The sequence below is a fragment of the Flavobacterium quisquiliarum genome (assembly GCF_019308285.1).
GTDB classification, from domain to species: domain Bacteria; phylum Bacteroidota; class Bacteroidia; order Flavobacteriales; family Flavobacteriaceae; genus Flavobacterium; species Flavobacterium quisquiliarum.
The window spans coordinates 311,892-328,522 of record NZ_WWEM01000020.1; the positions used below are offsets into that span (position 1 = coordinate 311,892).

Annotated in this window: 11 protein-coding genes; 4 read left to right on the forward strand and 7 right to left on the reverse strand. The window is 33.5% G+C overall.

The features are described from left to right. Positions 1-24: 24 nt before the first annotated feature. A complete protein-coding gene (locus GSY47_RS09235; protein WP_179005901.1) occupies positions 25-858 on the reverse strand; it encodes a universal stress protein in 834 nt (277 codons plus the stop codon). A gap of 182 nt (positions 859-1,040) precedes the next feature. Here GSY47_RS09235 and mnmE point away from each other — a divergent pair, with 182 nt between their 5' ends. After that, positions 1,041-2,441: a tRNA uridine-5-carboxymethylaminomethyl(34) synthesis GTPase MnmE gene (gene mnmE, locus GSY47_RS09240; protein WP_179005903.1), complete on the forward strand. Its 1,401-nt coding sequence runs from the start codon at positions 1,041-1,043 to the stop codon at positions 2,439-2,441. A gap of 92 nt (positions 2,442-2,533) precedes the next feature. On the opposite strand, the gene GSY47_RS09245 is transcribed toward mnmE, so the two are convergent. Both GSY47_RS09245 and GSY47_RS09250 read right to left on the reverse strand, forming a co-directional pair. Further along, positions 2,534-2,935 carry a hypothetical protein gene (locus GSY47_RS09245; RefSeq protein WP_179005905.1) on the reverse strand — a complete coding sequence of 134 codons (402 nt, stop codon included), beginning with the start codon at positions 2,933-2,935 and terminating at the stop codon, positions 2,534-2,536. Positions 2,936-2,958: 23 nt separating this feature from the next. Next, positions 2,959-3,495: a hypothetical protein gene (locus tag GSY47_RS09250; protein WP_179005906.1), complete on the reverse strand. Its 537-nt coding sequence runs from the start codon at positions 3,493-3,495 to the stop codon at positions 2,959-2,961. Positions 3,496-4,241: 746 nt separating this feature from the next. Here GSY47_RS09250 and GSY47_RS09255 point away from each other — a divergent pair. From GSY47_RS09255 to GSY47_RS09265, 3 genes are all read left to right on the forward strand, one after another. Then, entirely contained in the window at positions 4,242-5,681 is a 1,440-nt protein-coding gene (locus GSY47_RS09255; RefSeq protein WP_179005908.1) for a serine hydrolase, read from the forward strand. Positions 5,682-6,018: 337 nt separating this feature from the next. After that, on the forward strand, positions 6,019-8,334 hold the full coding sequence (locus GSY47_RS09260; protein WP_246611300.1) for a TonB-dependent receptor: 2,316 nt from the start codon (positions 6,019-6,021) through the stop codon (positions 8,332-8,334). Positions 8,335-8,397: 63 nt separating this feature from the next. Next, positions 8,398-9,507 carry a PepSY-associated TM helix domain-containing protein gene (locus tag GSY47_RS09265; RefSeq protein ID WP_179005912.1) on the forward strand — a complete coding sequence of 370 codons (1,110 nt, stop codon included), beginning with the start codon at positions 8,398-8,400 and terminating at the stop codon, positions 9,505-9,507. A 122-nt stretch (positions 9,508-9,629) separates the two neighbouring features. Here GSY47_RS09265 and GSY47_RS09270 read toward each other — a convergent pair whose 3' ends face one another. The 4 genes from GSY47_RS09270 to GSY47_RS09285 are packed head-to-tail and all read right to left on the reverse strand — an operon-like array spanning position 9,630 to position 16,622. Beyond that, positions 9,630-10,682: a GntR family transcriptional regulator gene (locus tag GSY47_RS09270; RefSeq protein ID WP_179005914.1), complete on the reverse strand. Its 1,053-nt coding sequence runs from the start codon at positions 10,680-10,682 to the stop codon at positions 9,630-9,632. Positions 10,683-10,736: 54 nt separating this feature from the next. Then, positions 10,737-12,557, reverse strand: coding sequence for an alpha/beta hydrolase fold domain-containing protein (locus tag GSY47_RS09275; protein ID WP_179005916.1), 1,821 nt, complete (start codon positions 12,555-12,557; stop codon positions 10,737-10,739). Further along, the gene (locus tag GSY47_RS09280; protein ID WP_179005918.1) at positions 12,541-15,507 is read right to left on the reverse strand and encodes a glycoside hydrolase family 2 protein; all 2,967 of its coding nucleotides are present in this window, start codon (positions 15,505-15,507) and stop codon (positions 12,541-12,543) included. Before GSY47_RS09280 ends, GSY47_RS09275 begins: the two co-directional genes overlap by 17 nt. Continuing rightward, complete coding sequence (locus GSY47_RS09285; RefSeq protein ID WP_179005920.1) at positions 15,507-16,622, reverse strand: glycoside hydrolase family 88/105 protein; 1,116 nt, start codon at positions 16,620-16,622, stop codon at positions 15,507-15,509. The genes GSY47_RS09280 and GSY47_RS09285 overlap by 1 nt, the downstream gene beginning before the upstream one ends. Between the last annotated feature and the right edge of the window lie 9 nt (positions 16,623-16,631).

The window sequence follows — 16,631 nt, forward strand, 5'->3', positions numbered from 1 at the left end:
GAGAAAATCGGCAGCTATTCTTGTTTAATCTTCATGCATAATCAATACAGGAATGGAAACTTCCTTAGATATTTTTTTACTAAAACTTGAATCGAAAAGACTTTCAAAGAATGATCTTTTATGAGTAATTGTAGTTAGGATGTCAATGTCTTTGTAAAGAATAAAATCGGTAATGGTCTCTTTTACATCATCACTTGGCAAAACTAAAAACTCGACATTTTCGTTGGCAAATTCTTTTTCCCATTCTTTAATGGTGGTATCAGAAACATCAGAATTGGATGTTTTTACATATAAACTTTTGACTTTAGCATCTGTTTTTTTAGCGATTTTCAAGATTTTTTTCAGTTCTTTTTTGTCTTTTTCGCGGTAACGGGTAGTAAAGCCAATTGTTTTTACTTTTTTGTATTTAGCATCAACTGGAACGCATAGAACCGGAACTTCAACACCAGAAATTACAGAACTGGTATTAGAGCCTGTAAAGAATTTTGTCCAGTCGTAAACACCACTGGTTCCCATGATTACAAAATCGACTTGATCTTCTTCGACTGCATTTTTAAGATTATAGATCAGATCGCCATCCATCAAACGATGTTTAATTACAATATCGTCTAATTTTCGTTCAGTGGCAATAGCGCGCAATTTTGGAATTTCATCTTTGAACATTTCAAATTTTGCTAATTCAATTGAACTGTATATAGAAGCATAATTCTCTGGAAAGAACTGGCTGTCGTAAACAGGAATCTCAAATGTATGAAGCAAGATCAATTCGGCTTTTACAACTTTAGCAAATTCTAAAGCATGAACAAATGCATTTGTAGCAGCATCAGAGAAATCGGTAGGGAATAATATCTTTTTCATTTTATTGAGGATTAAGGTTTGTCTCTCAAATTTACTCATTCTCGCAATAAAACAACCTGATAATTATCAGTATTTTAACACTTAATAATTTGTTAATATTCTTTAATTTAAAGGTTTTTGAAACTAATTTGAAGGAAAGTTTGTTCTTAAGAAATTAGGGCATTTTTTTGTATTTTTGCAGCATGATAAATCAAGATTCTATAGTTGCTTTAGCTACGCCTTCTGGAGCTGGAGCTATCGCCATAATTCGAATTTCTGGAGCTGAGGCCATTACCATTGGGAATTCGGTTTTTAAATCTATTAAAAACAAAGATTTAACGAAACAGAAAACACATACACTCCATCTGGGGCATATTATTGACGGAACGAAAACGCTTGATGAGGTTTTGGTTTCGGTATTTAAAGGGCCAAACTCCTATACAGGAGAAGATACTATTGAGATCTCTTGCCACGGATCAACTTACATTCAGCAGCAGATTATTCAGTTATTATTAAGAAAAGGCTGTAGAATGGCTGATGCAGGAGAATTTACACTTCGTGCTTTCTTAAATGGAAAGTTAGATCTATCGCAGGCAGAAGCTGTTGCCGATTTGATTTCGTCTGATAATGAAGCTTCCCACCAAATTGCAATGCAGCAAATGCGAGGCGGATTTAGTAATGAAATTGCTAAACTTCGTGAAGAACTCTTGAATTTTGCTTCTTTAATCGAATTAGAATTGGATTTTGCAGAAGAAGATGTAGAATTTGCCGATCGAACTCAGTTTCATGAATTATTGAATAGAATTGAATTCGTTTTAAAACGCTTGATTGATTCTTTTGCGGTTGGAAATGTTATTAAAAACGGAATCCCGGTTGCCATTGTTGGGGAACCTAATGTTGGTAAATCGACGTTATTGAATGCTTTATTGAATGAAGAAAGAGCGATTGTTTCTGATATTGCTGGAACAACTCGTGACACAATCGAAGATGAATTGGTCATTGGAGGAATCGGTTTTAGATTTATTGATACTGCCGGAATACGCGATACGAAAGATGTTGTAGAAAGTATCGGAATCAAAAAAACATTCGAAAAAATAGACCAAGCGCAGGTTGTGATTTATTTATTCGACGGATTGAAATTCCAGACATCAAGTTCTGATTTTGTTTCAGAAATTGAACAAATCAAGAATAAATATCCATTAAAACCTCTTTTGATTGTAGTCAATAAAAAAGATATTTTATCTCCTGATGAAGTACAGAATATCACAAGTAAACTGGAAAATTTAAATGCAAAACTATTATTGATTTCTGCAAAAGAAAAAGTAGGAGTGGAGGATTTAAAGAATGAATTGTTATCTTTTGTCAATACTGGAGCACTTAGAAACAATGAAACAATTGTAACTAATACAAGACATTATGATTCTTTATTAAAAGCTTTAGATGAAATTCAGAAAGTAAAATTCGGTTTAGAATCAGGTCTTTCAAGTGATCTTATGGCGTTAGATATTCGCGAAGCTTTATATCAATTTGGACTTATTACTGGTCAAGTCTCAAACGACGAATTGCTGGGGAATATATTCGCGAACTTTTGCATCGGCAAGTAGAAGTGGCAAGGGAAGACAAAAAAATCAAGTATTTAGACTTGGAGTGTTAAAGGCTCAACAATTACATTAAGGTGAAAATTGATTTTTTTACCCTAATTACAAGTTGGTTTATTGGTTTTATAGGCTTTTCCGGTATCATCGAGCCAAATTTTTAAGTCAGTAGAACCTTGATCACCGCTTCCAATGAATGTTATTCTATAGCTGCAGTTAGGATAAAAGATCTGTTTTTTTGTGTATTTATAAATTTTAAAAATAGAATCCAGCTTTACAGATGCAGATGTATGTTTGGAATATAAATCAACTATACAGTCATTTTCTTTACTATTTGTACTGTCACATTCAATTATTATTCTTTTTAATGGCCTATCATTGCAGCTGACTAGAGATTGTTTTTGAATGTCAAAATAAATGTCTGTTGATTGACAGGAATTTAATAAAAAAGAAGTTGAAAAGATGCAAGTTATCTGAAACGTCGAAGTAATCCATTTTTTCATATTTCGTTTTTTTAAGCTTTCCATTATTTGTCAAATTGTTGTTTGTTTTCTAATGCATCATTATCAATTTCTTCATCTAGATTTATGCCGAACATTTCAATAATCAATTTTTCTTTTTCGGAAGAAATATCCAAACCTTTTAGTTCCTGATTGTTAAAAGTCGTTCTTCGAAATATCTGGCGGGGAAACGCAATGTAATCTTTGGTCTTGCTGTCTTTCACAAATAACAGAATAATTTTAGGATAGGTATCTTCTATACCACTGCATCCTGTTATCTTGTAACTTAATTCTATTGTGTTATCGTATTTTATCAAATAATAATTAAAGAGAATATCCGAAATTTTATTTAGTTGATTTTCAGTAAGTAAAATTTTTGAGTCGTGAAATTTTGATTTTAGGTAATTTCTTGGTTCTTTGTCTTCATAGTATTTTGGTGTTGCGACATAGACAGAATCATATTTTGAAAAAGGAAATAATATTTTTCTTTTCTCCAATGGAATTTTAAATAATGGAACTAAAGTATCACTTTCTTTTTTGGGATCTGGTGGCGATGGAGGCATATTTAATAAGGCATTGCGAAATTGTAGATTTTCATGAAAAAATTCGCAATTATTCTCACAATAAGCATCCCTTAATTCTTTTAGTTTTTTTTCTTGACCATATATTGGACTTAGTATTAATACAAAAAAGAAAATTGTTATTTTTTCTCGCAACATAATTTTTTAATATAAACGTTTCCATGAATAGCAGAAAAATATCTTTGGGAAGATCCTTTTTTACAGTTTGATTTTTTGTTAGTTTTTATCTCTTGATGCCAGTCCACATATTTTTACTTCTAGCGAATATATCCATTAATCTATATTTTTATCTATAATTTTTTTCACTTTTTGTATTATAATTTATTCATCTTTTTTATTTAACCATGCTGATGAAACAAATAAAATTAAAATACAAAGAAAAGCTAGAAATGGACCTTTTATGTAGTATCTTACTAGTGTTAAGAATTTTTATCATTTCTTTCGGTGATATAAGAGAAACATTAAAAACGAATTGTATAGTTTTTTAAGATTATAAATTTGGTCTTTTAGCTTAACAATGTTATTGATATAATTTAAATCTGACTGGAAGCTGAATTAAAAAATAAGCAGTAATTTTATCATATATGTAAACACTATTTAAGTTTTTCAAATAAGAGTTTTGATGTTTGATCTCATAGCTTAAAAACCTTTTTTATGTTTAATAAAATACACTTATTAAACCTTTTATCATTTTAAGATTCTAAAATGAGTAACCCAAAACCATTGAAATGAAAAAGATATTTTTAAGCATTATTTTTATTCTTTGCAATGTAATAACTGCCCAGAATAAGGATAAAGAAATAGACGATATTATAAATCGTGAAATGAAGGAGCGAAAAATCCCTGGGCTTCAGGTTTCGATTGTTCAGAATGGAAATATAGTTTTAAGCAAAAGTTATGGCATTGCAAATCTTCAGAATAATATTCCGGTAAACAATCAATCTATTTTTGCCATTAATTCAATTACAAAAGTATTTACTGCCGTTGCTGTAATGAAACTTATTGAAGAAGGGAAGTTAAATCTTTCAGAACCAGTTTCAAAATATTTAGATATTTATCCTTCTGCTTGGGATTCCTCAATTAATATCAAACATTTATTAACGCATACTTCTGGACTTCCAGATATGCTTAAAATTCTAGATCAGAATACAGGAGGTGTTGGAAGCTTAAAAAATGAAGAAGGAGTATGGGAAAAATTAAAAGGCATACCAATGGATTTCAAGCCTGGTGATAAATTTAGTTATAATCAGACCAATGCTTACTTGTTGGGAAAACTCATTGATAAATTTTCTGGGAAACCATTTGCCGAGTACTTCTACGATTTTGAGTTTAAGCCTTTGGGAATCAATAATATCGTTTTTGGTGATTCTCGTGATGTTATCCAAAACTTGGCTCCAACTTACTTTTGGAGAAAAAGTATTGACGGAAAAGAATTAGAAAATCCTGTGTTGATCAATAACTATTTTGAATTTCCATATTTCAGAAGAACAGCTTCTGGTTTAAACAGCTCGGCAGAAGATATTGCTAGATGGATTATTGCCTTACAAAGTGAAAAATTGATCAAGAGATCTTCACTTGAAGTTATGTGGTCGCCTTCTGTCTTTAATAATGGTAAAAGCACACCTTGGAGTCTGGGATGGGGAATGAATAAATTTCGAAAAGTTCATAGAGCTGTAGGAATGTCTGGCGGAGGAAGATCTGCTTTCTTGTTATATCCAGATGACGATTTAGCTGTCATTGTTTTAACGAATTTAGGAGGCAGTTTTCCCGAAGACTTTCTAGAAGAATTAGCAGGAATATATAATCCGGAAATTGTAAAAGCAGACCCTATTACCAATCTAAGGATTGAATTAAGAAAAATTGGTTTTGAAAATGCTATTTCTTTTTCAAAGAAAGAAATGAGAAAGAATCCTCTTTTTGTTCCAAATGAATTTGAAGTTAATGAGTGGGCTTACAGACTAATGATGAAAGGACAAAATAAAGAGGCTTTGGAAATTTTTAAACTCAATACATATCTGTTTCCTGAAAGCTGGAATGTTTACGATAGTTATGGCGAGATCTTACTTAAATTGGGAGATAATAAGCAGGCAGCAGAAATGTATAAAAAATCTATTGTGCTCAACCCAGAAAATGAAAATGGAAAGAAAGTGCTCGAAAAACTGCGTTAGTTTTGGTGTTTAAGATTCATACAGCTGCTTGGAAATTAATGTAAGATTAGAGTGATGTACTTTAAAAATTATTGATTTTAAAATTTTTGTGTATTTATCTCTGTGATTTTCATAGTGTAAGTTTTTTTTATTTTTATGCTCTTTTACCATTAATGACGAAAATATCAATTCATTGTTTTATTTTATTATAGCCACATATTCAGCTTTTTACTATTATTCGGTTAATAGTCATGCAAGAAACTGAAATATTTTTTTGTGTATAAAGTAAAATTAGCGCTACATTTGCAAAGAATTAGTCTAAATAAGGATAATTTATTATTTTTGAATGCCTTTACAAATGAATTTAAAACTTCCAGCAGCCTTACTTGTTTTAGTATTTTTTACCATCAATTTAAATGCACAATCACTTCGCCTAAAGGTTGAAAATGAATCGAAAAACCCTATTTCAAATGCTTCAGTTTCTTCTGGTAATAAAGTTATCGGAACAACAAATAAGTCAGGTGAAGTTTCGATTTTGAGCAATGAAATACAAAGTAATACTGTTTCAATTACGGCTCCAGAATATGAGCCATTTGTACATATTTTTTCGAATTTGCAGGAAAAAAATATAGTTTCAATTGTTTTAATCAGCGAAAATAAATTGCAGGAAGTTGTAATTACCGCTGGTAGAAAACAAGAAAATATTGCCACAGTTCCTTCTTCGATAACGATAATGAGCCAAAAGGAAATACAGGTACAAAGCAGTATTAATACTAATTTATCTTCTATTTTAGGAAATGTTATTCCAGGACTTGGCACATCGACAAATAAAGCAACTAACTCAGGACAGACTTTAAGAGGACGTCAGGTTTTAGTTTTGATTGATGGAATTCCGCAGTCAACACCTTTAATGAATGGGGCTCGTGATATTCGTGTGGTCGATGCTAATGCAATTGAGCGTATTGAGGTGATTAAGGGAGCTACTTCTATTTATGGAAACGGTTCAGGAGGTGGAATTATCAATTATATTACTAAAAAAAGTCCGTTGATTGATAGTTTTCAGGGAATAACTACCGTTGGGACTACTTTTAATCCGCTGCATAGTAAAGAAACTTTTGGTTATCGCGTTTCTCAGTTTTTTAATGGAAGAAAAAACAGATTTAGTTATGTGATTGGTGGAGCTTTTGATTATACAGGACTTCAAAGAGACGCCGATGGCAGACCTCTAGGACAAACAGATGGCCTTTCTAATTCTTCTCAATCAAATGCGTTTGTGAAATTAGGATATGACATGGACGAGCATACTAGTTTTAATGTAGTATACAATTTTTACAGCAGTACTCAGAATGCTAAGTACATTAGTCAAACAGGTGTATATGGTCAGACTCCAACAATTGGCGTAAGAGGTACAGAACCTGGTAAAAATGCAGGAACTCCATTCAATCATAATTTTATGTTTACTTTTTCGAAAAACAATTTATTTAATTCAACACAATTGGATGTGTCGGCTTACTTGAATTCTTTTCAATCTATGAATCGTTATGTAGCTTCAGGAACGGCTTGGTATGGACCTGGACAAACAATGATTAATTCCAATAAAAATGGAACGCGTATTAATTTGAATACGCCATTTACTATAGCTTCAATGTCTTCTGAAATCACGTATGGTATTGATGTCTTAAATGATGTTACTTTTCAGGATTTAGTTGATGGACGTGTTTACATTCCTAAAATGGATATGTTGAATATTGCTCCTTATGCACAATTAAAAGTAGATGTTTTAGAAAACTTAATTTTTAAAGGAGGATTACGTTATGAGAATGCTACAGTGCGTGTTGATGATTATAATACAATTGCTTCTGGACCAAACAATCAAGGAAGTATTTTTGTAGAAGGAGGCAAAATTCCGTACAACGCGACAATGTTCAATGCTGGTCTTCGTTTTAACAAATATGAAATCTTTAATCCGTTTGTGAGTTTCTCTCAGGCATTTGCAATAAATGAATTAGGAAGAATTTTGAGAAGTGCAGAAGAAAGTACTATAGCGAGTTTAGCAACTGACCCAATTATTACGAACAATTATGAAGCTGGTTTTTCTAGTAAGTTTTACAATTTTAATGTAACAGCCGCGTATTATATAAGTACTTCAAAATTAGGAGCTAATTTAATAGAAGTTGATGGTCGTTTGGTTGCACAGCGTGAGCCTGAAAAAATTAAAGGATATGAAATAACATTAGATTATAGGGTTTCTGATAAATTGAATCTAGGTGGAAGTTATTCTTACGTTGAAGGAAAAGCTGAATTTGATGACGGAAGTACTGTTTATTTAAATGGATCTCGTATTGCTCCTCCAAAAGCAACGGGCTATATTAATTACAAACCTACATCAGACTGGTTTTTACAATTATCTTGGGTTAATACAGGTTGCCGTAACCGTTTTGAACCTAATACGAATGGAAGATATAATAATAGTGAAGGACCAATTTCGACAGTGAATCTGATTAATTTTGCAGGAAGTTATGCCTTTAATAAAAACTGGTCGCTAAACTTAGGAGTTGAGAATTTATTAAACAACAGTTATTATTCAACTTTAAGCCAATATCGTGCTGTAAATGCAGATTATGTAATGGGCAGTGGAATGACAACTAGTTTAAATCTGCGTTATAAGTTTTAAAAAACAAATCATTTTTTACATGCTTTGGTTATATTTGAAAACCATTTAGGAAAGATATAGTAAATGAATAAAACACTTAAAAAAAATATTGGCTTTTTGCATCTTTGGCTCGGACTTGCATCCGGGCTAATTGTTTTTATAGTTGCCCTCACGGGAAGTATATTAGTCTTTGAAGATGAACTGGATGAGTTTTTTAATCCTGAATTTTATAAAGTAGCCAGTATAGGGAAGGAAAAGCTTCCAGTAGATGCTATTATTTCTGAAGTGCAGAAAGAATTTCACCTCAAAAAAATTGACCGTATTCACTCATTTGCAGATCCAGAACGAAGCTTAAACATTACAGCAACTGATACTGATAAGAGAAAAATGATTTTTTCTGTTGATCCTTACAGTGGCAAAGTTTTAGGATCAGTACCTGCTAAAAAACGTTTTTTTTCGGTTGTTCTTGATTTGCACCGTCATTTGGTTTTAGGGGATTTTGGACAAGCCGTTACAGGAATTAGTTGTCTCACCTTTGTATTTATGCTTTTGTCAGGACTTGTTTTATGGTGGCCAAATAAAATTAAAAACCTCAAACAAAGATTAACAGTAAAATGGAATGCTTCATTTAAAAGAGTTAATTGGGATTTTCATTCGACTTTTGGTTTTTATACTTTTTTAGTGCTGTTGATTATTTCACTAACAGGTTTAACTTGGTCGTATGATTGGTTTGAAAGCGGTGTTTATTTTGTGGCTGATGGAACTACCAAAAAGCCGTCTAGTAAAGTTGAAAACCCAACTAAAATTGATCCTGAAGGAGATAAAACATTTTTCTATCAAAATATATTTTCTAAAACAGACAGCATCTATGGATATAAAGGAGATACGCAAATCAGAATGCCATCTGATACCATAAATAGTATAATGGTTATCAAGATGAATCTTGAAAAAGAAATACCAAATATTGCTAGTTTCGCCTATTTTGACAAATATACTGGAGAGGTTGTAAAGATAAAATCCTACGAATCATTTAGTAATGGTGATAAAATAAGACGCTTGATTTATCCAATCCACACAGGAAGCATTTATGGATATCCAACAAAAATATTGGCGTTTTTGGTTTGTCTTTTTGCAGTTACACTTCCAATTACGGGACTTTTTATATGGCTTGGAAGGAAAAAAAAGAAAAAGTAATTTTTTATTTTAGAAAATTAAAATTATTTATGAGGAGCGGGATTTGAATATTAAGTTTAAAACCCGCGCATTTCAAGCCTTTCTCCTTTTAAAAAACTATTTTTCTTATTTTACAAGCTAAATTAAAGCGAAGAGCGTTCAATATAACGAAATGGGTTTTTTGAAATTTCCTGCTTTCTGCTAAGAATCAAATCTCCTGCTTTTTGTCCCATTGCTTTAAAATCGGTACTCATAACGGTAATATCCAGAAGTGCTTTTAGCGGTGTTTCATTGTATGAAATAACGCCTACATCTTTCCCTATTTTAAGTTTTTTCTCTTTAATCTGCTGGATCAGGTTAACCAAGTCATGATCTTCAATTGTGATATAAGCCTCTTTGGTTTTAAATTCTAAACCGTCATAGATTTTTTCGGTAATTTCGTATTCAAAGTTATACGCGTTACAGAATGCTAAAAAACCATCAACCAATGATCCAGGAGCAGGAAAAGCTGCTTTTTCGGGATGAACGAAAATTATCTTTTTGTATTTTTTGAGTTTTTTAATTCCTTCCTTCAGTGCATTAAATATATCCGATTTGAAATCCTGATAAACTGCTGTAAAATCACCAGTAATCTCTTCACAGGAATTGTCTAATATCACCAGTTTTTCTTTCGGAATATTTTCGATAAAATTAATGACGTTAGGAGTATAATTTACGTGACCTTCTGCAGCATTTCGAAAATGAGGCATAATGACAAAATAGTTGTAATTATGAATGTTTTTTTTCATGACCTCAATAAAAAGCTGTTCATCATTATAGTAAAGATGCATATCAACATGAACATCGTTTCCCATTGTAGTCACAAAGGAATCATAGACTTCCATTTTATAAGTGCAAGGTTTATTGATTAAAAACAGGATGTTTTTGGATTTTTCATCAGCCATAGTAACAAAATTGCCAACACCCATTACAGAAAAAGCCAGATTTCGGTCTCTTAATTCCTTATAAGCTTTCTCAGCTGTATCACGTGAAATAGATTTTGCCTTGCTCAGTTCATTAATAGACGGAAGTCTATGTCCTTTTTCTATTTTTCCAGACAAAATTTCCTCAGCAAGACCATTGGCAACCTGAATATATTTAGGAATACTGGAATTGGATTCTATTTTTATTTCTGAATGTTCTGTCGGTGGTATCATAGCTTTTGTGGTATTAATTTAAGGATGTAAGCCTTTTGTAATCGGTATTATCGACTAATTGTTGGTTGCTTCTTTTTTTAAGTTATTTAATTCTTCCGAAGACACTTTTATTACGCTTCCATGACGAGTTCCGACTGGAAAACTGATCTGCTCCGAAATATCTTCCCAGCCTTTTGCAGTTTCTTTAACCGCGCCATATTTCTTCTCCGTATATTTATCAAAATAAACAATCCAGCTGTTGTCTATTTTTACAGCAGTTGGTCCTTCTGCCCAATACTTTCCAGTTATAGGTTCGCTCGCTTTGCTGTAGGGCCCTGTAAGATTTTTACTGTAAGCAACTTTAAGATTCTTTTGAACCGGATTTCGGGTTTCATCTTTTAGATACATTACATATTGTCCATCTTGTTTTACAATGGAAGCATCAATTACATTAAAACCAGGATCATAAAGCAATTTGGTTTTGCTGAATTTTTTAAAGTCTTTGGTTGTGGTATAATAAATTCGATGATTATAACCTTTCTCTTCTTCCGATTTTGTTTCAGGAAATTTTCCATCAATTGTAGAAGCCCAGTAAATCATATAGTCTTTGCTTTTTTCATCATAAGTTATTTCTGGAGCCCAAGTATTTCTGGTTTTTTCTTCATGCATCATAACGGGAATAAATTCCTGTTTCGACCAATGAATTAAATCTTTGGACGAAGCGTATCCAATTCCTTTATCGGTCCAGCTTACTGTCCAGACCATGTGGTATAGTCCATCTCCGCCTTTGATTACGCAAGGATCACGCATTAGTTTATCTTTTCCAACTTCAGGAGTTAGGAATGAAGTATCATTTTTAAGAGTATTCCATTTATAGCCATCTTCACTGTATGCGAGATGCAGTCCGTCTTCGCCGTTTCCTTTGAAATAAGTAAAAACATAGGCATCGGACTTAAGAGTGTAATTATTCAAAGTAAGCCATTTTTCGCAAGTTTTTGGCCATAAAGTGTTAGTTCCTTTTACGCCTAAACCAAAACCGTGACCACCGTTTTCATACAAATGCATTTCGGCTGAAACTTTTTCCTTTTTTAAAGCCAAATAATAATTAATACTGTTTTCTACAGGAACAGCCTTGTCATCTGTTGCCTGAACCAAAAAAGCTTTTGGTGTTCCTGCATTTACCTGTTTTTCATTAGAATAGAAGTCAACTAGGGCAGAATCAGGATTTTTTCCAAGTAGATTATCTTTTGAACCCTGATGCGTAATACCTTCCTGAGTTGAAATAACAGGATAAATCAGAATAGAAAAATTAGGTTTTGCGCTGATTGTATCAGACGGAATATATACTTTGTCGTTATAATGAGTGCTTAAAGTAGAGGCCAAATGTCCTCCTGCAGAAAATCCCATAATACCAATTTTATTCGGATTGATTTTCCATTTTATAGAATTGCGTCTTACCATGCGCATTGCTTCTTGCGCATCCTGCAATGGAGCGACGGTTTTGTTTTTCATTATCAAATCGTTTGGCAGACGGTATTTGAGCACAAAAGCATGAATGCCGATACTGTTAAGCCATTCCGCAACTTTAAAACCTTCCTTATTAATGGCAAGCATTCCGTAAGCTCCTCCAGGGCAAATAATGACAGCACTTCCGTTTGATTTTTCGGGGTCGGCAAAATAAGGTGTCAAAGTTGGTATAGTTACTTTTCTGACTCCTTCGGCAATTCCGTCTTTATTATAATCAACTTTTTCTATGTATTCTTTTGACTGAATTTCATCGGGAATTTTATCCCATAATGGTATTTCTTTCTTTTGTGCCGAAGTAGCAAAACTGATCAATAAAGAAGCTAAAAATGTGGTTGCTTTTAGTTTTTGGATGTTAATCGATTTTTTCATAAAATTCTATTTCTACAATGCGTAACTGTCCCGACGCATCAACGGACGTTTTATCTTTAAATAAATCAAGTTCTTTTGTAGGATCTACTTCAGTAATCTTTGAGAAATTGTCTTTTTCGGTGTTAATGCCGATTAATTCAATTGTAATTTTTTCAGCTAAGATAGGTTTTAACGGAATTGTGATATAACCCAAACTTTGAGTTGTATTTCCTTTAAAAACTTCCTGTCCGTCTGCCAAAATTCTGATTGGGTAAATTTTAGATCTCCAGCCTGTAAGTTTTACGACCATTTCATTTACAATGGAGGCTTTTGCCAAAGTATAAGTAATAGTTCCGGTATTGATGTTTCCATCGTTTCTCCATTCTGTCAGCTCATTATCATCATAACTTTTGTAAGTGTCATTGTTGTTTGAAGGAGAGACAGCATTTAAGATATAAACGGGTTTTCTTTTTAGGGTATAAGAGGATGTTTTGGGAGTTTGACCACGCTTTAAGTAAGAAGGAAGATCTGTTCCAGGAAGCTGTTTTGAAAGGCCATTTGAAGTTTCTATTGGCTTGCTTTCAAAAATTAATTCAGCAGATTGTAATCCTTTAGAAGAAGCTGAAATCTTTATTTTTCCTGACTTTATCATAGATTGAATCATCACTCTGTTGATGCCGTTTTCGACCGGAATTTCTTTTGAAAGAATATAATTTTTAGGGCCAAGAGCAATACCTCCAAGCCAATCGGCAGGTCCTTCCAATGTAAAAGAAATCATATTGTTGCTAATTGGACAACGATTTCCTTCTGTATCAACTGTTTCAACATCAACTAATGCCGTATCGGCTCCGTCGGCAGTTAAGCCATTGGGATTGGTGTTTAGTTTTAATTTAATGGCATAAGGTTCGCCAGAAGTACTTTTAGAATCCTCACTCAGAATTGTTCCGTTTTCATCATAACCAATCGCTTTTAAGGTTCCTGATTTCCATTTTATATTTTCAAAAGTAAATAGGAATTCACTGCTTCTTTTCCCGAAACCCTGTGAAGAACCATTTATAAAAAGCTCCACTTTTGAAGCGGTTGAAACCACATAAATATTTTTGGTAACGGAATCAGAATAATTCCAATGTCCCATAATATGGGTACGATGTTTTTCAATATCAACCCAGCCGTCCCACATTACTCGATGTGACCAGAAACCATCTTTAGGAATGCGCATGGCATCGACTTCGCCACTGGTTCTGTAATTTACTTCACCGCGATGATGTGTATTGGAATCCGAAAAAATAATATTGACGCCACCTGAACTGACTCTTTTTCCAGTTCCAGGTCTTTCTCGGTAATAGTCGTACCATCGAACAATGTTTTCAATGGCATGTTTGTCCTGATTATGATTGTAAGCTTCAGCAGGATTACCGCGGTATAAGGGGCCATCGCCTTCTTTATGATAGGGAGGAGAAAACTCATCCCAATATTTGCGTAGTCCTTCATCTCTAGAATATTCGGTTGCCCAAAGCGGTTTTCCAGCGCTTTTGTTAATGTAAAGCATTTCACCTCCGTATTCCGCTTCACGGCTATCAAGCATTTCACGAGAACCAATAGCACGTCCTCCAAAAGGGTCATAAGTGTTGCGAAGGCTTTTCATTTCGTGCATATGAGTTTCGCTGATAGATTCATTGCCACTTTCATAAAAAATAATACTCGGATTATTTCTGTTGTAAATAATAGCATCCCGCATCAGGTTTACTCTTTGTTTCCAAGTATCGCCTTGGGCGTCTTTTTCTGCATCTCCTGCCGGCATTGCTTGCAAGAGCCCAACTCTGTCACAGGATTCGATGTCTTGTTTCCATGGCGTTACATGCATCCAGCGAACCAGATTTCCATTTCCTTCCACAATCATTTTATTACTGAAATCACTGAGCCACGCCGGAACAGACATTCCGATGGCAGGCCATTCGTTGCTGGTTCTTTGCGCATAACCTTTTAACTGCAATACACGATCGTTTAGCCAAAATTGGCCGTCTTTAAAATCAGTTTTTCTGAAACCTGTTCTGGTCACTACTTCATCAGCCGTTTTCCCGTCAATTTTTAAAATCGTTTTTACATTATATAAATACCCATATCCCCAGCTCCAGAAATGCAGTTTTTCAACTAATTGATGCACTTTGATTGTTTGGGTTTCATTAGGTTGAATAAGGATTTTGTTTCCTGAAAAGACAGCTTTTTGATTTCCTTCCAAATCTTCTATCACAACTTCAAATGTTACCGTTTTAGGAGTATCAAATTCATTTTTAATTTGGGATTCAACATTGATAACCGCATTTTCGGATTCTATATTTATTTGAGAAGGATAAATATATACTCCAGTTGTTTTTAGATTAGAATAAAGCGGTAATGTCTGATATAGTTTTCCAGTAATGTGAAGAAATACGTTTTTGGGAATTCCGCCATAGTTTGCATTAAAATTAATGTTATTCCATTGATAAGGCGCTCCGGTAGCTTGTTCTTTGTATTTCCAGTCGTTATCAATTCGGAGTGCGATACAGTTTTCCTGTGGATAAGGTTTAAGCAGGTTTGAAATATCAAATCCAAAAGCCATTACGCCATTTTCATGATGCCCTATTTTCTGTCCGTTTACATAAACCACGCCAGCCTGACGTATGCCTTCAAATTCTATAAAAACTTTATTGTTTTTAATTCCCTTTGGAAGTTTAAATTTTTTGCGATACCAGACAATTCCTGTAGTAAGATGTTCAATATCTTTTTCAAAAGCCTCTTCCTGATTGTAGGCGTGAGGAAGCGTAACTTTTTTCCAATAATTATCATTAAAAGCAGGTAATTCTGCATTTTTAGAATCACCTGCTTTCAGTTTCCAATCAGAATTGAAATTGTATTTTTCTCTCTTAAATTCCTGAGAAAATAAAGCCGTATTAAATAGAATTAACGCAGTATATAAGAGAGCTTTTTTCATTATTTCATTTTATAAATTTCTGAACCAGCCAGTAAAAAACATCCCAATCCGTAATCTTCAAAATCCGGAATTTTGTCATAAGATAATGGTTGTCCGTCTTTAGGCTCTTTTCCAGTTGACTGTAAAAATCCTAAAAATCCGTTTTCGTGAAGACTTTCTTTTGTAAGGGCATTCCAAGCTTTTTCAATTACAGGAAGATATGTTTCTTTTTTCAAAATGCCTTTGTTTACGCCATAAGCCATTCCATAAACAAATAATGCAGTTCCAGAAGCTTCTTTTCCTCCAAAATTAGTTGGGTCGTGCAGACTTACATTCCAAAAACCGTCTGGTCTTTGAATTGGGACAAGTGCAGCAGCCATTGTTTTTAAATCTTTTACATATTGCTCTCTGTGTGGCGCATTTTCAGGAATAATGGTCAATACTTTTGCTAAAGCCGCAATTACCCAGCCATTACCACGGCTCCAATAACAATCTTCTCCGTTTGGTTCTTTGTACGGAGGGTCAAAATCGGCATCACGCCACCATAAACCGTCTTTTGGATTAAAAAGTCCGTGGTCGCCGTGTTTGTTTCTTGAATACATATACATTTGATACATTTTTTCGAAATAACGATTGTCTTTTTCTAAAACCCCCATTTTCGCAAAAACAGGCATTCCCATCTGGATAGCATCAATCCAAGACCAATCATCAAGCTGAGGCGTGTTTAAAAGCATATTCAAATTGGCCTTTGTATTTTTTAATTTTTTAGAATCCTGTTCCAGATTGTACAAATCAATATAGGTTTGGGCTGCGCAGTAATTATCAGCATTTCTCGTAGTGTTGCCACCGTTGAATCCCCATTTGTGGAACTCAGACCACGACATGGCATAATCATAATAAGTCTCTTTTGGGAAAATTTCATGCAGTGCCATTAATCCTTCATAATAAACTCCTCTAGTCCAGATATTACTTGGGCGCTCTTTATTGGTGATAATTGTTTTTCCTGTTTCAGGCCATTTCTGCATAAAATAATCATTGGCCAGAATCATTTGTTTGAGTACTAATTTTTTATCAAATTGCTGTGCGGTGGCATTATAAAAAGCGCCTATAGCGAATATTAAAAGTATTTTCTTCATTTTAGATAT

Excerpts from the sequence above, each read along its gene's own strand:
- GSY47_RS09235 (WP_179005901.1), bottom strand. The coding sequence starts at position 858 with ATGAAAAAGATATTATTCCCTACCGATTTCTCTGATGCTGCTACAAAT.
- mnmE (WP_179005903.1), top strand. The coding sequence starts at position 1,041 with ATGATAAATCAAGATTCTATAGTTGCTTTAGCTACGCCTTCTGGAGCT.
- GSY47_RS09245 (WP_179005905.1), bottom strand. The coding sequence starts at position 2,935 with ATGAAAAAATGGATTACTTCGACGTTTCAGATAACTTGCATCTTTTCA.
- GSY47_RS09250 (WP_179005906.1), bottom strand. The coding sequence starts at position 3,495 with ATGCCTCCATCGCCACCAGATCCCAAAAAAGAAAGTGATACTTTAGTT.
- GSY47_RS09255 (WP_179005908.1), top strand. The coding sequence starts at position 4,242 with ATGAAAAAGATATTTTTAAGCATTATTTTTATTCTTTGCAATGTAATA.
- GSY47_RS09260 (WP_246611300.1), top strand. The coding sequence starts at position 6,019 with ATGAATTTAAAACTTCCAGCAGCCTTACTTGTTTTAGTATTTTTTACC.
- GSY47_RS09265 (WP_179005912.1), top strand. The coding sequence starts at position 8,398 with ATGAATAAAACACTTAAAAAAAATATTGGCTTTTTGCATCTTTGGCTC.
- GSY47_RS09270 (WP_179005914.1), bottom strand. The coding sequence starts at position 10,682 with ATGATACCACCGACAGAACATTCAGAAATAAAAATAGAATCCAATTCC.
- GSY47_RS09275 (WP_179005916.1), bottom strand. The coding sequence starts at position 12,557 with ATGAAAAAATCGATTAACATCCAAAAACTAAAAGCAACCACATTTTTA.
- GSY47_RS09280 (WP_179005918.1), bottom strand. The coding sequence starts at position 15,507 with ATGAAAAAAGCTCTCTTATATACTGCGTTAATTCTATTTAATACGGCT.
- GSY47_RS09285 (WP_179005920.1), bottom strand. The coding sequence starts at position 16,622 with ATGAAGAAAATACTTTTAATATTCGCTATAGGCGCTTTTTATAATGCC.